11 protein-coding genes are annotated in these 17,156 nt (G+C 63.1%); 9 read left to right on the top strand and 2 right to left on the bottom strand.

Going from position 1 to position 17,156, the window contains the following annotated elements:
- Positions 1 to 38 precede the first annotated feature (38 nt).
- Positions 39 to 1,952: an ABC transporter ATP-binding protein gene (locus V4529_10440; GenBank protein ID MES2358745.1), complete on the bottom strand. Its 1,914-nt coding sequence runs from the start codon at positions 1,950 to 1,952 to the stop codon at positions 39 to 41.
- On the opposite strand from V4529_10440, the gene V4529_10435 reads away from it, so the two are divergent.
- The 3 genes from V4529_10435 (at position 1,877) to V4529_10425 (ending at position 4,922) form a co-directional block, all read left to right on the top strand.
- Positions 1,877 to 2,752 (top strand): hypothetical protein, encoded by an 876-nt coding sequence (locus tag V4529_10435; GenBank protein ID MES2358744.1) that lies wholly within the window; start codon positions 1,877 to 1,879, stop codon positions 2,750 to 2,752. The genes V4529_10440 and V4529_10435 overlap by 76 nt on opposite strands.
- 102 nt (positions 2,753 to 2,854) lie before the next feature.
- Positions 2,855 to 3,772, top strand: a complete 918-nt coding sequence (murQ, locus tag V4529_10430; protein MES2358743.1) for an N-acetylmuramic acid 6-phosphate etherase — start codon at positions 2,855 to 2,857, stop codon at positions 3,770 to 3,772.
- A complete protein-coding gene (locus tag V4529_10425) occupies positions 3,765 to 4,922 on the top strand; it encodes an anhydro-N-acetylmuramic acid kinase (protein ID MES2358742.1) in 1,158 nt (385 codons plus the stop codon). The genes murQ and V4529_10425 overlap by 8 nt, the downstream gene beginning before the upstream one ends.
- On the opposite strand, the gene V4529_10420 is transcribed toward V4529_10425, so the two are convergent.
- The gene (locus V4529_10420; GenBank protein ID MES2358741.1) at positions 4,864 to 5,799 is read right to left on the bottom strand and encodes a PP2C family serine/threonine-protein phosphatase; all 936 of its coding nucleotides are present in this window, start codon (positions 5,797 to 5,799) and stop codon (positions 4,864 to 4,866) included. The two genes, V4529_10425 and V4529_10420, sit on opposite strands and share 59 nt — an antisense overlap.
- Before the next feature lie 58 nt (positions 5,800 to 5,857).
- Here V4529_10420 and V4529_10415 point away from each other — a divergent pair, with 58 nt between their 5' ends.
- The 6 genes from V4529_10415 to V4529_10390 all read left to right on the top strand — a co-directional run bounded on the left by V4529_10415 (position 5,858) and on the right by V4529_10390 (position 17,154).
- Positions 5,858 to 7,489, top strand: a complete 1,632-nt coding sequence (locus tag V4529_10415; GenBank protein MES2358740.1) for an N-acetylmuramoyl-L-alanine amidase — start codon at positions 5,858 to 5,860, stop codon at positions 7,487 to 7,489.
- Position 7,490: 1 nt separating this feature from the next.
- A complete protein-coding gene (locus V4529_10410; protein MES2358739.1) occupies positions 7,491 to 10,490 on the top strand; it encodes a hypothetical protein in 3,000 nt (999 codons plus the stop codon).
- A 455-nt stretch (positions 10,491 to 10,945) separates the two neighbouring features.
- Positions 10,946 to 13,450: a vitamin B12-dependent ribonucleotide reductase gene (locus V4529_10405; GenBank protein MES2358738.1), complete on the top strand. Its 2,505-nt coding sequence runs from the start codon at positions 10,946 to 10,948 to the stop codon at positions 13,448 to 13,450.
- Between the two features lie 288 nt (positions 13,451 to 13,738).
- On the top strand, positions 13,739 to 14,146 hold the full coding sequence (locus tag V4529_10400) for a hypothetical protein (GenBank protein ID MES2358737.1): 408 nt from the start codon (positions 13,739 to 13,741) through the stop codon (positions 14,144 to 14,146).
- Between the two features lie 192 nt (positions 14,147 to 14,338).
- Positions 14,339 to 15,775 (top strand): TolC family protein, encoded by a 1,437-nt coding sequence (locus V4529_10395; protein MES2358736.1) that lies wholly within the window; start codon positions 14,339 to 14,341, stop codon positions 15,773 to 15,775.
- Positions 15,776 to 15,780: 5 nt separating this feature from the next.
- Positions 15,781 to 17,154 (top strand): efflux RND transporter periplasmic adaptor subunit, encoded by a 1,374-nt coding sequence (locus V4529_10390; GenBank protein MES2358735.1) that lies wholly within the window; start codon positions 15,781 to 15,783, stop codon positions 17,152 to 17,154.
- The last annotated feature ends 2 nt before the right edge of the window (positions 17,155 to 17,156 follow it).

Here is a 17,156-nt window from a genome sequence, read left to right as displayed (position 1 = left end):
TGCATATGCCGGAAAGGTACAACACCGGCGCAATTGCCTCAACCAACAGCCGTCTCGACCTCTTCCACCAGCTGCTGGCGGCGGAGCAGCGCCCAGTAGCGGCCCTCCGCGGCCAGCAGCTCAGCATGCGTACCGCGCTCGACGATCCTGCCGTCGTCCAGCACCAGGATCATCGCCGCGTCGCGCAGCGCGCTGGCCCGGTGCGACGCGATCACCGCGGTGCGTCGCGAAAGCGCCGAGCGCAATCCGGCCAGGATCTGAGCTTCGGTGTGGGTGTCGACCGCGGACAGCGCGTCGTCAAGCAGCACGATCGCGGGCCGCCTCGCAAGCGCGCGAGCGAGTGTAGCTCGTTGCTTCTGTCCGCCGGAGAGATTGATTCCGCGCTCGCCGAGGACGGTTTCGTAGCCGTCGGGGAAGGCCGCGATAGCCTCGTCCAGCTGCGCGATCTTCGCGGCGTCGCGCCAGGCTTCCGGGTTGTCCCCGGGGCCAAGTCCGTATGCGAGATTTGCAGCGATGGTATCGCTGAAGAGCAGACTTTCCTGCGGAACGTAGCCGATCTCGCGACGCAGCTCATCCAGTGGGATGCGGTCGATCGGAACACCGTCGATCAGAACCTGACCGCGTTGAGGGTCGTACACACGAGCGATCAGATCGATGAGCGCACTCTTGCCGCTTCCGGTCGCTCCGACGATGCCTGCGGTTGCGCCTGACGGTATGACGAAGCTCACGTCATCGAGCACCCAGCGCGGCTCGTCGGTCCCGGTAGTGGGAAAGTGGAAGCTCACGTTGCGGAATTCGATCGCCCTTCCATCGCTCGCCGGTGGAAGATGCAGCACCGGATCGTGCGTTACGATGCGGGGTTGCTCGTCCATTATTTGAAGCAGCCGGCCCATGGATGCATCGCCGCGCTGGAAGAGATTGATTACCCAGCCGAGTGCGATGAGAGGCCACGTCAGCATGGTGAGATACATGCCGAATGCGACGAACGCACCGATGGAAATGACGCCGCGCAGCGCCAGCACGCCGCCAGCGCCGAGCACGATTACGGCGCCCACGCCAGCCAGCATCGCGAACAGCGGATGCATGACTCCCCACAGGCGCACGAGCGCCATGTTGCGTGTGAGGTACTCCTCATTCAACTCGCCGAAGTGTGCAATCTCGGAGTCTTCCTGGCGATACGCGCGCACGATCCGGACGCCCGTCAGGTTTTCCTGAGCGTGTGTGGTGAGCGATGAGAAGTGTTCCTGCACCGATTCGAACCGCGTGTGGATCAGCTTGGCGAGCCGCACGCTGATGATCGGCAACAGAATCATCGGGCACAGCGCGAGCAGCGTCAGCCTCACGTCGATGCGCGACATGAAGTACAGCGCGAAGATCCCGCCGAATATGGTATTGGTGAGATACATGATGGCCGGTCCGGCCGTCATCCGCACCGCGCCCAGATCGTTGGTCAGGCGTGCCATTATGTCGCCGGTCCGCGTGCGCGTGAAGTACGACGCGTCCAGCGCTTCGAGATGCTCGAACAGTCGATTCCTAAGGTCGTACTCGACCCATCTGCTCAATCCGTTCATCCACTCGCGCATCCCGTAGCGCAAGGCGCCGCCAACCAGGGCAGTCCCGACGAGGGCCCCTGCCAGCGCCCAGACCGAACTGACCGCAACGCCCGCCCGAATCGCGTCGATCGCGCGCTGCAGGATCCATGGTATCACAGATGTGATGCCAGCCGCCAGGACTACAAACGCAAGCCCTGTAACGAGTTGCGTCCTGTATGGCCGAAAGTACGGGATCAGGCGGCGAAGATTTGGAAGCAAGTATGGCACACCGATTGCGCTTTGAACGGGACTGAGCCTGACAAAGCCATTTTTAGAGGAGCCCCATGTCAAAATATATGCAGCGTGCGCGTGCGTTAGTCGCGGTCCCGGCAGTGCTGATGCTGGTCGCTGTTGCCGCATGCAGCGGTGAGAAAAAGAACGACACACTCGCACAAGACTCGACGCTCAATCGCGACATGCAGCTTGCCAACGCGGACACCGCGGCAAAGCCGGCACTGAACGATGTGCCCGCCGCAAAGACGCCCGCTCCCGCTCCGTCCGCAAGCGCCACGGCGCCGCGCAGGACACCGACAAAGTCAGCACCCACACGAGCGAATTCAACCACTCCAACAAGGTCGACGACCGCGAGCGGCAATACGGTAACGCGCACGCCCGGCGCCGCTGAAACACCGCTCGGTACGATCGCCGCCGGTACGTCCATCGCGCTCACGTCCAACTCGCGCATCTGCACCAATACGAATCACGTGGGTGAGACTGTAACGGCAACCGTTGCAAACTCGGTCACCGGTTCCAACGGTGCAACGATCCCGGCCGGCGCAAAGGCTTCGCTCGAGATCACCCAGCTCAAGCGCAGCGAGAATATCAACGACAAGATCGTGATGAGCTTCCGCGTGACGTCCATCAGCTTCGGGGGACACACGTATCCGGTGACTGCGTCGGTCAGCTCCGCGCAGGTTGATCGCGTCAAGAATCAGCCGACCAGCAAGGACGTGCAGAAAGTCGGAACCGGCGCCGCTGTTGGCGCGGTGGTCGGACAGATACTCGGTCACAGCACCAAGTCGACCATCATCGGCGGTGCGGTGGGCGCGGCTGCGGGTGCCGGAGCGGCTGCCACCACGGCCAATTACGAAGGTTGCGTCCCGAACGGCGGCAACATCACCATCGCGTTGCAGGATCCGATTCAGGTCCACACCAGCTGATCGGCTGCTCGGTCCGAGCAACACCATGAAAAGCCCCGCTCCCCCGAGCGGGGCTTTTTTCATACATGGTTACCGCCGTCCCGGTGCGGTAACTTTCCCGTCGTGCTAGATCACAGAGCAACCGAGCGGCGCAACCCGCGAACCGCGAACATCGACCTCGCGCCAGCGGAAGAGATAGTTGCGCTCATGAATCACGAAGACGCCACGATCGCCGGCGTGGTGGCAGGCCAGAGCGAGGCGATCGCGCGTGCGGTCGACACCGCCGCATCCACTTTTCGTGCTGGCGGTCGTCTCTTCTACGTCGGCGCGGGGACATCGGGCAGGCTCGGCGTGCTGGACGCGAGCGAATGTCCGCCGACCTTCGGAACCGATCCCGAGATGGTGCAGGGAATCATTGCGGGCGGTGCGCCGGCCCTCACGCGCTCGCAGGAGGGCGCCGAGGACAGTCCTGCAGCGGGCGCGAAGGAGATGGACACGCGGAACGTGGGCCCACTCGATTTCGTGGTCGGCATCGCAGCGTCGGGAACCACGCCATTCGTGCACGGCGCGATTCACCGCGCGCGCGAGCTGGGTGCGCACACGGCAATCGTTGCCTGCACTCAACCGCCAGATTCACTGCTTGTGGATTGCGACATCGCGATTGTGCCAGTTGTCGGCCCCGAAGTCGTTACGGGATCCACGCGCCTCAAGGCCGGAACTGCGACGAAGCTCGTGCTCAACACGATCACGACCGGCGCGATGATTCTGCTTGGGAAGACGTACGGCAACCTGATGGTCGACATGCGCGCGACGAATGCCAAGCTCACCGATCGTGCCGAGCGAATCATGATCGAGGTGACGGGCGTCTCGCGCGAGCGTGCGCGAGAGCTGCTGGCCGCGGCGGGCGGACTCGTGAAGACAGCGATAGTGATGCAGATGATGAGCGTCGATCGCCTCGCAGCGGAGCGCATGTTGGCGGAACACGGTGGAGTGATACGGCGCGTCGTTCCCGGAGCGCCGCCGCCCGTTGCAGATGAGTGACGAGGACTTGGCGGCTGACGGAGCCGCCTACGGGGCTGCGGACGGTATCTACGTCGGCCTGATGTCCGGCACGTCGCTGGACGGAATTTCTGCGGCCGTCGTGCGCTTCGCCAGCGCCGGCGAACGAATCGAGCACCAGCTGTTGGCGTTCAGCGGCAGCGCATACAGTGGAGAACAGCGCGAGCGATTAGCGTCGGCGATGAATCACGGAACCGCCGAGGAATATTGCGCGCTGGCATTCGATCTGGGAGAGTGGCTTGCGGCTGCGGCGCTCTCCGCAATCGAGAGTGCCCGCATCGACTCGCGTCAGGTTCGTGCGATCGCCTCGCATGGGCAGACGCTCTGGCACTCACCGCGTCGCGCAACGTGGCAGGTTGGTGAATCCGCGGTAATCGCGGAGCGAACGGGCGTTGACGTCGTATCGGATTTTCGTGTTCGCGACGTTGCCGCAGGCGGCGAGGGTGCGCCGCTCGTTCCAATTGCCGACGCGTTGCTGTACTCGAGCAGCAACGAGTTCCGCCTGCTCCAGAACATTGGCGGCATCGGCAACGTGACGGTTGTCCCGCCAGGCGGGGACGTCGCGGGCGTGCGCGCGTTCGACACCGGACCAGGGGTGGTGTTGATCGATCATCTCGTGCGCAAGTTGTATCCCGGCGTTCGCTTTGACGAGGGCGGCGCTATCGCGCGATCCGGAAATGCGCACGCCGACGTGGTCGCAACCCTTCTGCGTGATCCGTACTTCTTACAGGCACCGCCCAAATCAACCGGCCGCGAATACTTCGGTGCGCCGTTCGCCGATCGGCTGCAACCGCTCGTGAATGGTCCGAGCGCGGATGTGATCGCAACCGCGGTGGCATTCACAGCTGGGTCGATCGCGGATGCGGTGCGACGCTACGTCCACGAGCCGTATGCAGAGATGGTCGTGTCCGGCGGCGGTGCGCGCAACGATTCATTGATGGATGCGCTGCGGGGCGCCATGCAGCCAGCACGTGTTACATCATTCGATGATCTGTACTACGATGGCGAGGCAAAGGAGGCTGTGGCGTTCGCGCTGCTCGGATATCTGCATCTCGCGCGGGTGCCCGGGAACGTCAGCGGAGCCACCGGCGCACGCGGTCCGAGAGTCCTGGGGAAGTTGACTCCCGCGTAGTTGGCGGCGGTGGCGGTGGTGGCTCGTTCGGATCTGCGGGCTCGAACCGCGCCGCCACGACTGTAATATTGTCGTGGCCGCCGCGCGAATTGGCACAGGACACGAGTCGCTCGCACACGGTTTCCATGTTGTCGTCTGCGAGCGCGATGCGCGCTATGTCGTTCGCGCCGACAAGATTGGACAGCCCATCGCTGCATAACACAAGAACGTCACCAACTTCCGCCTGCTCGCGATACATGTCGGGAATGACAGTCGCCTCGGAGCCGAGTGCCTGCAGGATTATGTTGCGACGGTCGCTGTGCGCGGCCTCGCCTTCGGTCATCTCACCAGCATCGATCAGCCGCTGAATCAGCGATTGATCCTTGGTGATCTGCCTCGCCTCGCCGCCGCGAACCAGATATGCGCGACTGTCGCCGACCTGCGCAATCGTGATGATCGACTGATGTACCAGCGCAAGCGTCGCGGTAGTGGCCATGCCGCGATGTTGTGGATTGCCGGACGCGTAGGTGAAGATCACGTGGTTGGCCGCAGACATCGCGGAGCGCAGCGCGGACTCGACCCCAGCCGGCGTGCGAGGCCACTCCGACTCGTATCTGCGGCGCAGCTCGATGAACATCGTGTCTGTCGCCATGAGACTCGCGATCTCGCCGGACGCGGCGCCACCCACGCCGTCCGCTACCACCAGCAGCGCGGGCGTGTGAGGAACTGTCAGCGTGGTGGTGGCCCCTTTCATTACCACCGCATCCCGTCCCAGCGCAGCGACGAGATAGGAATCTTCGTTGAGGTTCCGAACCCGCCCGACGTCGGTGCGGCCGCCCGCGACGACAACGAGGCCGCGCGGCGCCGCCGGTGGATCAGGAATTTCACGAACAGGCATGGGGAAGAATACACCCACGGATGCTGACCGTCACTGTCTGTCCCACTACCTTTGTCACATGCCCCGCTGTCACGTCACACCAGGACGTTTTTCCCCCGGGGCGGTGCTGGCCGCCGCGGCCTTGGGACTGGCGTGCGCCAAGTCGCCGCCATCTACCGCACCCGCGCCGGTTCCGACGCCGCCAGAGCGCCACGCCGCGCCGGCCGCGTTGACGATCGCGAGAGCGCCACTGCCCGCTCCCAATCCCAAGCTCCCCCCAGTTCCCGACGTCGACGGCCCGCTCGCGATCAAGGTCGTCTATCCGCCGCGGAACGCCGTCATCGGGTCCCGCGATTCGAATTTCGTGTTCGGATCGGTGGGGAACGGCAACGCGGGGCTGACCATCAACGGCGACCTCGTGCCGGTGTGGCCAAATGGCGCCTTTCTCGGCTGGGTTCCAAACCCGCCTGCCGATTCGCAGTGGTACGATCTTGAAGCCTACACGCTCCGCGACACCGTGCGTCTCCGTTTCCCCGCACGCACGCGAGAAGGTATCGGGCCGCGACCCCCTGTAACTCCGGAGATCACCGAGCTCGCGCATCCAATTGTCGCGGTGCTGCACGATGACTCGCTGGACAGAACCGTGAGTGACACCGACAACGTCATCATCGGACGCCCGACTCCGACGGGTGACTACAAGTGGTTCCTACTCCCGGGAACCATAGTGCGAGTTCTGGAATATCGCGACGACATGGCCCGCGTGCAGCTGGACAGGGGACAGGACGTCTGGGTAGACCGGCGCGATGTCAAACCGCGTCGGCGATCCACGTCGGCGAAGCCGCTCCGCGTGACGCACGCGTCACTCGCACCGGGACGCGCGAGCGTGAACCTCGAGCTGCGTGTCGCGTCACCTCCGGCGTATGTGGTCGCCGAAGATGAACGCGGGCTGACTCTTACACTCTACAATACCACTACATCGACGAAGCTGAGGCAGGTTCCCGACTCGCTCATAGCCGCAGCCATGCAGTCTCCCGAGCGGACTCGCACTGTCTACCACTTCACGCTCACGCGTCCGGTTTACGGGTACGAAGTACTGTACGAGAAGGGTATTCTCAAGTTCCGCATCAGGCGGCCGCCGGTGGTCGATCCATCGGAGCCTCTGCGCGGAATGACCATCGTCGTCGACCCGGGCCATCCGCCGATCGGTGCGACAGGTCCCACCGGTCTCTGGGAGCCGGTACCAACGCTGGCGGTAGGCCTTCGCGTACGCGATCTCCTGCAAGCACGTGGCGCCCACGTCGTCATGACCCGCACCGGCGCGGGCCCCGTGGCACTGGGCGATCGGCCCATCTTCGCGCGACGGGCGAATGCCAACGCGTTCGTCTCCATCCACCTGAACGCCGATGCGGACGGTCAGAACCCGTTCCGCGACAACGGCACGGGGACGTATTACTTTCATCCGCATTCCCGATTGCTCGCGCGCTCGGTCCAGGATTCTCTGGTACCGGAGCTGGGATTGCGCGACCGGGGCATTTTCTATCAGAACCTTGCGGTGTGTCGTCCGACGTGGTTTCCCGCCGTACTCGCAGAGGGACTGTTCATCATCATGCCCGATCAGGAATCAGCGATCAAAACGCCGGAATATCAGGAAGCCTACGCACGTGGCGTCGTAGGGGGATTGGAGAAGTTCTTCGCAACCTTCGAACGCTAGAATGCCGTTCATCGCTGGATGGCGAAAGATTGTCGTCCGCGTAATCTCGGCATTGGCGATTTCCGTATTCGCCGTGAGCCGCCTTTCGGCGCAGCTGCCCGTGAACGAGCGGTGGCGGACGATCGAGACGCCGCACTTCAGAGTTCACTTCACGCCTCCGCTCGAAGCCGAAGCGCGCCACGCTGCGGCGGTCGCCGAGCGCGCGTACGCGAATCTGGCGACGGAGCTAGTCAAGCCGCGCGGCCCCGTCGACATAGTCGTGAGCGATGGCACCGACGCATCCAACGGATCGGCCACCGTGGTCCCGCGTCCTCGCGTGATCATGTACGCGCGTCCGCCAGTCGACGACCCGACGCTGGAGAGCTACGACGACTGGACGGTGCTCGTATTGCAGCACGAGCTGACGCATATCTTCCATCTCGATCGCAGCCGCGGCTGGTGGCGCGCCGCTCAGTCCGTGTTTGGGCGCAATCCCGTTCTCTTTCCGAACTATTACACTCCTTCATGGCTGACTGAAGGTCTCGCTGTCTATTACGAATCACGATTCACGAGCGGCGGCCGTTTGAACGGGAGCTTCGAGAGCGCCGTCGTGCGGTCGGCCGCGATCGACCACATTGCGCCGTCGCTGAGCGAGCTGTCGCTCGCAACTTCGCGCTTTCCGTACGGGCAGTCGGTGTACGTTTACGGATCGTTCCTGTGGGATGACATCGCGCGTGACCACGGCGCATCCGCGATCCCTGCGTTCGTCGAGCGTTCGAGCGAGACGATGATTCCTTTCTTGCTCGATCGTGAAGCGAAGCGGGCATTCGGCGAGACCTTCACGCATTCCTGGAACCAGTGGCGCGATTCGGTTCTGAGAGCGGTGGACGATTCAGCAGCGCTGCGCCAGCAATCGGCAGCGACTCCGGCGGCCTTCGCCTCGTCGCGCGCGGTCGTGATCCCCGATGGCGGCCGCTACATCGTCGAGCCGCGCTGGGTCGGCGATTCGGCGCTGGTGTTTGCGGCGAACGACGGCCGCGAAACCCCAGGGCTGTATCGGGCGCGCCTCGGTGAAACACCGGTCCGTCTCTCTCGGCGCAATTCACTGGACGTCAACGATCCGTCGCACCACGGCGTGACGGTATTTTCGCAGGATGATTACATCGATCGCTATCACGTGCGCGGTGATCTGTATGCAACGCGCGCCGGCGTGGAGACGCGGCTCACTCACGGCAAGCGTCTGAGCGCGCCGAGTGTGCGGGGTGATGGCGAGATCGTGGCGGTTCAGACCGTGCCCGGTGCGACACGACTCGTGCGAGTGTCGCGCGACGGCACGCGCATCACACCGATCACAACGGCCTCGCTCGATACGCAATGGGCCGCACCGCGCTGGTCTCCCGACGGAGCGCACATCGTCGCAGTGCGAATCATGGGTGCGCCTAACGAGATAGTGGTCATGGACAGCACCGGTCGCGTGGAGCACGTTCCTGTTAGAGAAAGTGCAGTGCTCCGGTCGCCGGCGTGGACGAATGACGGCCGATCGATTCTCTTCACGTCCGACTTGAGCGGCGCATCACAGCTTTGCATCGTTCCTGGCGATGGGGAATTCGCGAGCGTGGCACCAGTCCGTCTCACGGCGGAGCCCGGCGGTGTGTATGGCGTCGATGTCGTGAATGCAGGCACGGATTCCGCACGTGTTGCGACGACGGCGCTGCGTGGCGACGGATTCCACATTCTCGTGTGGACCGTGAACAATGCAGATCTGTCATCGTCCGGCGCCGGCACTGGGCAGGCCCAGCCCCGTATCCCGGATGTGAAGCCAACCACCGATCCGCGCTGGCGCGTGACTGACGATACGAGCCGCGCGCGGTCCTATTCGCCGTGGCGCACACTCGCTCCGGCGTACTGGTCGCCGACATTTGCACAGGTAGGCGCGGGCCGCGGCGCGCTGATCGGTGCGCTGACGGGTGGATCGGACGTGATCGGACGTCACTCGTACGTGGCGCAGGTATCGGTCAACACGCACAACAGCAACATCGATGCGTCGCTCGATTACGCCTACAATCGATGGACCAACCCGGGGCTCGCCCTGTCACTGGAGCAATCGTGGACGTACGCGAACATCACCGGTAGCGGGCACAAGGTCGGCGACTTGGGCGAGCGCAGTCGCTTCGTCAACGTGCACGCGACCTTCTCGCGTCCACGCGTGAGGACCTACTCCGCCATCACTGTGGGCGCCGAGCTGGAGAGTGATCGGTACGCATCCAGCCCGGGTGATCTGCTGCCCAGGCTGGATTCCTTTTTCTCGGCGACGCACAACTATCCGTCGCTCGTCGCCGGCTTCGTGTTCTCCAACACGCAGTCGCCGGCGTTGAGCATCTCGCCCGAGGATGGTGTGACGTTCTCGAGCTCCGTGCGACAGCGCTGGGAGGCTTCGACGGGCGTCGCAGGCCGGAGCGCGGTTGCGGTCGGCGCCGCGTACAAGTCGCTGGATCTGCCGGGCTTCGCGCATCATGTGATCGCGATTCGGGCGGCCGTGGGCTCCGCCGATCACAGGTCGCCGAGCGTTTATTCGGCCGGTGGTGTGAGTGGCGAGTCTTTCGAGATCGTGCCCGGAATAACGTTCGGCAGCAGCACGCGCACCTTTCCGGCGCGTGGTTTTGCCGCCGGCAGCGAGACCGGAATCGACGCGTCTTCGTTCAGCGCGGAGTACCGCCTGCCGCTGACCGCGCCGTCGCGCTCCCTGGGCCTGTTTCCGTTCTTCCTGGACCGTGCGTCGCTGGCTTTTTTTGGCGACGCAGCGCGCGCGTTCTGCCCATCACGTGCGACGCCTGCGTGCTCACCCTCGTCCAATGCCGGGCCAACGCTCGGGTCGGTGGGCGCGGAGCTGAACCTGGATTCGGCGCTCCAGTTCGACGTCCCTTACCGGTTCCGATTCGGGCTTGCACACCCTGTGAGCGGGGCTGCGTACGCCGGTGCGTCGAGCCTGACTGCCTACGCTACACTCGGCCTGGCCTTCTGATCATTTCGCTTGGATAGCCGTTTGGGGCATATCGTCTGCAGCCACGTGTTTCCGAGCAACGCTCCGCGTGTTGCCGGATATTGGAGGGGTGGCTGGGTGATCACAAAACAGCTCTCGGCGCGCGCCAGAACTAGGTAAGTGATTGTGCACCAGAGTGTTAGCAGTGGGGTATGAAGGATGGCATCACAATTGTTCGCCCGAGCCGTCAATGTTGACAGGCGATGAAAAAAGCGAACAGTCACAGATGTTCGTGACTGTCAATCTCCAAGTCGTTGTGGCCCAACGGGTTAACAATGCACTGGCGCGCAAACACGTACGGACGTAGTATCACGACCCCTGACCTGACGGCGCAAATACACCGCGCCGGATGGTCTCCCCATGGCAGTCAATGAAGTCACGCTTGGTGGTACATTCCACCTTGCGAACCAATCAGCACAGTTTCAGAGAGAGTAGAGATGGCCGACGCGAATAATCAGGAGTCGCTGCCCGACGCGCAGCTGAATCAGAACGCCCGGACGGTCCTGTCCAAGCGGTATCTGATCAAGGACAGATCGGGTACTCCGACGGAGCGTCCCGAGGACATGTTCTGGCGTGTGGCCACGACCGTTGCGGAAGCAGACCGCCGGTACGGGGCGAGCGCCGGAGCCGTCCATGCTCTGGCAGAGCAGTTCTATCGCCTGATGACGGAGCGTCGCTTCGAGCCTAATTCGCCCACGCTGATGAACGCAGGGCGCCCGCTGGGCCAGCTTTCGGCCTGTTTCGTGTTGCCGGTCGAGGATGCGCTGTCCAACGGCCACAACGGCATCTACGACACGCTGCGATCGATGGCACTCATTCACCAGAGTGGCGGCGGAACGGGGTTCTCCTTCTCGCGTCTGCGCGGCAAGGGCTCGATGGTGCGCTCGACGACCGGCGTCGCCTCGGGGCCCGTCTCGTTCATGAAGCTGTATGATGCCTCGACCGACGCGGTGAAGCAGGGCGGCACGCGTCGCGGTGCCAACATGGGAATCCTGCGGGTGGATCATCCGGACGTGTTGGACTTCATCACGTGCAAGGAAGATCTCTCCCAGATCACCAACTTCAACATCTCCGTCGGCATAACGACGGCATTCATGAAGGCGCTCAAGGCGGGCGAGATGTACGATCTGATCGAGCCCTCCACCGGTCACGTCGCCGGCCGGCTCGACGCCAAGCTGGTTTGGGACAAGATGCTCGACGGTGCGTGGCGTACGGGAGAGCCCGGCTGCTTCTTCATCGATGAGGCCGAGCGTTACAACCCGGTTCCCCATCTCGGTGCGTACGAGGCTACCAACCCGTGTGGCGAGCAGCCGCTGCTGCCATACGACGTCTGCAACCTCGGCTCCATCAACATCGGCTTCTACGTGAAGGACGGTGTGATGGACTGGGATTCGATGAAGCGCGACATCTATCTCGCGACGCGATTTCTGGACAACATCATCGACGTCAACAAGTATCCGCTGCCGGAGATCGACGCGCTGTCCAAGCGCATTCGTCGCATCGGATTCGGTGTGATGGGTTTCGCCGACGCGCTCGTGCGGCTTGGCATTCCGTACGATTCGCCGGAAGGCGTGGAGTTCGGTCGCACGCTGCAGGAATTCGTCGACACCGAAGCCAAGCGCGAGAGCGAGCGTCTCGCCAACGAGCGCGGGCCGTTCCCGGAATGGGCACGCTCGATCTTCGGACCCGATGAAACGTGCGCACGGGACGAAAATGGCGAGCGCCTTCGGCCCAAGCAGCTGCTGCGCAACTGCAACGTTACCACGGTTGCACCGACCGGGACGATATCGATCATCGCCGGTTGCTCGTCCGGAATCGAGCCGCTGTTCGCCGTTGCGTTCATGCGCAATCAGGCCGGCGTGATGATGCCGGACGTGAACGAGGATTTCGTTGCGGTTGCGAAGCGGGAAGGGTGGTACTCCGAGAACCTCATCGAGCGCATCGCGAAGGAAGGGCATATCCACTTCGACGAAGTGCCGGAGAAGTGGCGTCGCGTATTCGTCACGGCGCACGACATCACGCCCGAGTGGCACGTTCGCATGCAAGCCGGTTTCCAGGAGCACTGCGATTCCGCGATCTCCAAGACGACCAACTTCCCACACGCTGCAACGCGTGACGACGTTCGCGCGATCTACGAGCTTGCGTACGATCTCAAGTGCAAGGGCGTTACCGTGTATCGCGACGGCTCGCGTGACAACCAGGTTCTCTCGACCGGCGCAACGGCTCAGGCCAGCGCGTCGCGTGACGAGAAGACCGACCGCCGCGAGATGGGCGAGCTGCAGGGAACGATCGCCGAGTTGACGGCTGAGATGGAGCGGTTGAAGCAATCGTTGTACGACGCGGAGGCCGAGAATCTTCAGCGCCGCGTCAAGCGCTCGCGCCCGGATCGCCTGCGCGGTACGACCATTCGCAAAGAGACGCCCCTCGGCACCATGTTCGTCAACATCACCGAAGACGAGAAGGGTCAGCCGTTCGAGGTCTTCATCAATCTTGGCAAGGCGGGCGGCGCGGCGATGGCCGACGCCGAAGCGATGGGTCGCATGATCTCGCTCGCGCTCCGGTCGGGAATTCCGCTGCGCGAAGTGCACAAGCAGTTGCGCGGCATCAGCTCGGATCGCGCAGTTGGACTAGGTCCGAACAAGGTGTTGTCGGTTCCCGACGCGATCGGAATCGCGCTCGAGGAATGGACGCGCGAGAAGCAAGGTGTCCAGCAGGAGCTGCTCTCCGCAGCGAACGCGGCCGCACAGGCGCCGCGCGCGACACCGGAAACGATCAAGGCCGCGTCGGACGTTGCTGCGGCGCAGGCTCAGATGCAGATGGGTTTCGATACCTACAGCAACAGCGACGGCTTCATGCAGACGTGTCCTGACTGTGGCTCGCAGCTGGAGTTGGCGGAAGGATGCGCCAAGTGTCACGTGTGCGGGTTCTCGGAGTGCGGCTGAGGTAGGCGGCCGTGTTGTCGAGCCTCAGAGCGATCGTCCAGAAGACTGCGTTGGTCAGCGCTTCGACACCGGTCTCTGTTGAACCAAAGATGACGATAGCACCAAGTTCATAATCCGCGTTGTACTTTACGTCGGCCTTAGTCAGATCTGGTACACGCTCGAGCACCTTGCACACGCCAAACCCACAGGTGCCGCAGGCCCTGCCTGTGACCTCGAGCCTATGCAGTTCCCGGTTTGCCATACGCGACCTCTAGAACTTCGGTTCCCGGGGTGGTACTATCCAGTGTCATGGCAACAGTTTCCAGGCGCCGTTCCACCGGGCTCGCTTCGTTCGTCGGCCCACTGCTGTCGGCCGTACTGGCCTTGCAGCTCACGCTGGCGAGCGGTGGAATTCTGTGCCTCATGCCGCATAATGGTGCCATGTCGTCGATGCAGCCCATGCAGGCCAGCTCACAGATGGCCGCCGGGCTCACCCTGCAGCGCACCGGCCAGGGAAGCCCAACTGATCAGCCATGTGATGGCCAGAGTCAGCCTGCTCAATGCGTGACGATGACCGCCTGTGCACCGAGCGCAATTCCGGTCGCTAGTGCTGTCACGCGCACGACGCCCAGAGTACCCGCTGTCGTCGCGTCCGCGCCTACGATCGTTCCTATCTCGCAGACCTCAGCGCCCGAGCTCCCCCCTCCGCGGGCGTAGTCCAGCCTGCATCGGCTACATCTCGTAGCCGCCCGTAAGCCGCTCGGCAGCATACGCATACGTCGGATGCGCCGGACAGGATCAATCATGCCGCGTCGCCACAAACGACGGCCCGGATGGTGATCCCGGACTTCAATCGAAGGATTCATGTATCCCAAAATTTGCGGGCGCACTTTGCGTCGGCAGCGACGCGTGCAACGTGTCGGGTCTCGTAGGCTCGGCATTCCATCTAGTGTCGTAAGCACCGGCGTTCTCGTGGTCCTTGTCACGGTCTCCCATTCTGCCAATGGGCAAACGGCGACAGCCATACCGGTATCCAATTACAACTCGTCGGCTTCGGTGCAGGTTGTGCGGCGCGCGAGCGAGCCAGACTCAGGCGCGGCAGCGCTCGACTCGCTCGTCGCGCTGGCCCGGGCGGCTAATCCGGCGGCGCGTGCTGCCAAGTTTCGGGTTGTCGTAGCGCACGCCACAATAGGTCCGGCCGGAGCCAGGCCCGACCCAATGCTCATGGCCGGCGTGCTGGATTTCCCGTATGGGCAGCCGGGCTATTCCGACGACTTTACCATGAACGTGCTACGCATAACACAGACATTCCCGTTTCCCGGAAAACTGTCGCTTGCGACACGCGCGGCCGAGGAAGACGAGGCTGCTGCTCGCGCCACACTCGCGCAGCAGCGGCTCGATGTCGCGCGCGATGTTCGTGATGCGTACTACGAGTTGGCTTTTGTACGACGTGCGCGGGAGATCGTGCAGCACAATGCAGAGGTCATGGGGAGCCTGGGCCGGATCACCGAGACCCAGTACACCGTGGGTAACAGTGCGCAGGCTGACGTACTCCGGGCTCGCGTCGAGGTGGCACGCTTGGGCGATGAAGCAGCATCGCTGGACGCCCAGGAACGCACCGCGTTGGCGCGTCTCAACGCAGTGCTCGACCGTCCGAGCACCACGCCTGTCGGTGTGGCTGTTATCCCCAACGAGATCGCACGTCTTGCGGGCGTCGACTCTGGATCACACGTGCATTTCTCCTCGAATGCACTTGGGGGCGCTGCGTCCGATTTGCCTCTTCTCCCGCTCGACTCGCTCGTAGCACTGGCGATGACACACAGCCCCATGCTCCGGGCGCGTGAGGCGCGCATCGGCGCTCAGGAGCAGAGACTCGCGCTCGCACGCAAAGCACACTTGCCGGACTTCGATATCTCGCTCGAGTACGATCAGCGACCGCATTTCAATGATTACGTCTCGTTCTTCATCTCGGTCCCGCTCCGGTTACAGAAGCGTCGGAAGCAGGACCAGGAAGTGGTGGGCGCCGCGGCGGAGCTAAGCGCGTTGGCCGCAGAGCGTATGGCCGATGTCAATTCCATCCGACAGGAAGTCGCGACGCGCGTGAGCGACGTCGAGCGCGAGCGCACCATTCTCGCTCTGTCGCTCAGGGCAGTTCTGCCGCAGGCACGGGCGACGTTTACCTCGACGACAGCAAGCTATCAGGTCGGACGTGTCGACTTTGCTTCACTAGTCGATGCCCAGGCGGCGGTGTTCAACTACGAGACCGCTTACTGGCGGTCGCTCACTGATTTCGCGAAGGCAACCGCCGAACTCCAACGAACAGTAGGTACTGAGGTGCTTCGATGACACCAATGAACGAACTATCCAACTACGGCCGCAATCGCACGATGCGCTTCGCCGTTGCAGGTATCGTGACTGTTCTCGTCGCGGGAACCGCGTGGTATCTGGTGTCGCGCCATAAAGCGTCTGGCGTGGCCACCTCCTCCAGAAGCAACATGGCAGGGATGCCTGGCATGAGTAGCAATACGAGTAGCGATGCAAGTGTCAGTGGCGCGAGGGGCGGAAGTATGGCGGGCGCGGCCAGAATGAATGTCACAGCAAACGGATCCGTGACCCTGACCGCGTCGCAGATCCACCAGTTCGGTGTGACTTTCGGCACTGCGGAAGTTCGTCCACTGACCAGTGAGACACGCACCACCGGCACCGTCACGTTTGACGAGACGAAGATGGCGCAAATCGCGCCCAAGTTCGGCGGTTTTGTAGACCGACTCTACGTCAATTCAACCGGCCAGCAGGTGCGGCGCGGGCAGCCCGTGCTCGACATCTATTCCCCCGAGTTGCTGGCTGCAGAACAGGAGCTTCTGTTGGCCGGCCAGGTAGATCGCAGCATCGGCAAGAGCAGCGTTCCGGGAATACCGACAGGGCAAACTGATCTGGCGGACGCGTCCCGCCGGCGGTTGCAGCTCTGGGACATCTCTGATGCGCAGATAGATCAGATCCTGCGCACGGGTCGCGTGCGTCGCACACTCACGCTCTATGCTCCAGTGTCGGGCATCGTTGTAGAGAAGAAGGTGCTACAGGGACAAGCGGTGACGTCTGGCGAAGAGCTTTACACCATCGCCGACCTGTCGGACGTCTGGGTCGACGCTCAATTGCGTGAGGTGGACGCGGCCAACGTACGCGTGGGCTCACCTGCTGACATCGTGTTCACGGGGCTTCCCCGTCATTCGTACAAAGGCCGCGTGGCTTACGTGTATCCGACGCTCCAGCCAGAGGCACGCACGATAACGGCGCGCATTGTGGTGCCAAACACCGCCGGTGTGCTCAAGCCCGGCATGTATGCGACCGTACGACTCTCCACCCCCAGTCGCTCCGCGCTGACTGTTCCCAACTCGGCCATTCTCCAGACGGGTGATCGGAATATCGTCTTCATTGATATGGGGAATGGCATTCTCATGCCGCACGATGTAGAGCTCGGACGAGTTGCGGGCGAGCATACCGAGATTCTCTCCGGTCTCGAAGCCGGACAACGCGTAGTGACATCGGCGCAGTTCCTCCTCGACTCCGAATCCAATCTAGGTGACGTAATCAAGAGCATGATCGGAAACATGGGCTCGGGCGACAAGGCCATGCAGAACATGCCAGGTCTTAACGACAAGGGCGCCAATGTGAACGGCACGCCTGGGTTGCAGATGCCTCCGGACCCACCAAGGCCGCGGGGTTAGAC

The organism is Gemmatimonadota bacterium (genome assembly GCA_040388625.1).
In the GTDB taxonomy this organism is placed as follows: domain Bacteria; phylum Gemmatimonadota; class Gemmatimonadetes; order Gemmatimonadales; family Gemmatimonadaceae; genus Fen-1247.
Note: the sequence above shows the minus strand (reverse complement) of the source record. Positions and strands in the feature narration are given on the sequence as shown.

Coding starts and splice junctions, on each gene's coding strand:
- V4529_10405 (MES2358738.1), top strand. CDS start 10,946: ATGGCCGACGCGAATAATCAGGAGTCGCTGCCCGACGCGCAGCTGAAT.
- V4529_10400 (MES2358737.1), top strand. CDS start 13,739: ATGGCAACAGTTTCCAGGCGCCGTTCCACCGGGCTCGCTTCGTTCGTC.
- V4529_10435 (MES2358744.1), top strand. CDS start 1,877: ATGTCAAAATATATGCAGCGTGCGCGTGCGTTAGTCGCGGTCCCGGCA.
- V4529_10415 (MES2358740.1), top strand. CDS start 5,858: ATGCCCCGCTGTCACGTCACACCAGGACGTTTTTCCCCCGGGGCGGTG.
- V4529_10410 (MES2358739.1), top strand. CDS start 7,491: ATGCCGTTCATCGCTGGATGGCGAAAGATTGTCGTCCGCGTAATCTCG.
- V4529_10425 (MES2358742.1), top strand. CDS start 3,765: ATGAGTGACGAGGACTTGGCGGCTGACGGAGCCGCCTACGGGGCTGCG.
- V4529_10390 (MES2358735.1), top strand. CDS start 15,781: ATGAACGAACTATCCAACTACGGCCGCAATCGCACGATGCGCTTCGCC.
- V4529_10440 (MES2358745.1), bottom strand. CDS start 1,952: ATGCGGCAACAGCGACCAGCATCAGCACTGCCGGGACCGCGACTAACG.
- V4529_10420 (MES2358741.1), bottom strand. CDS start 5,799: ATGCCTGTTCGTGAAATTCCTGATCCACCGGCGGCGCCGCGCGGCCTC.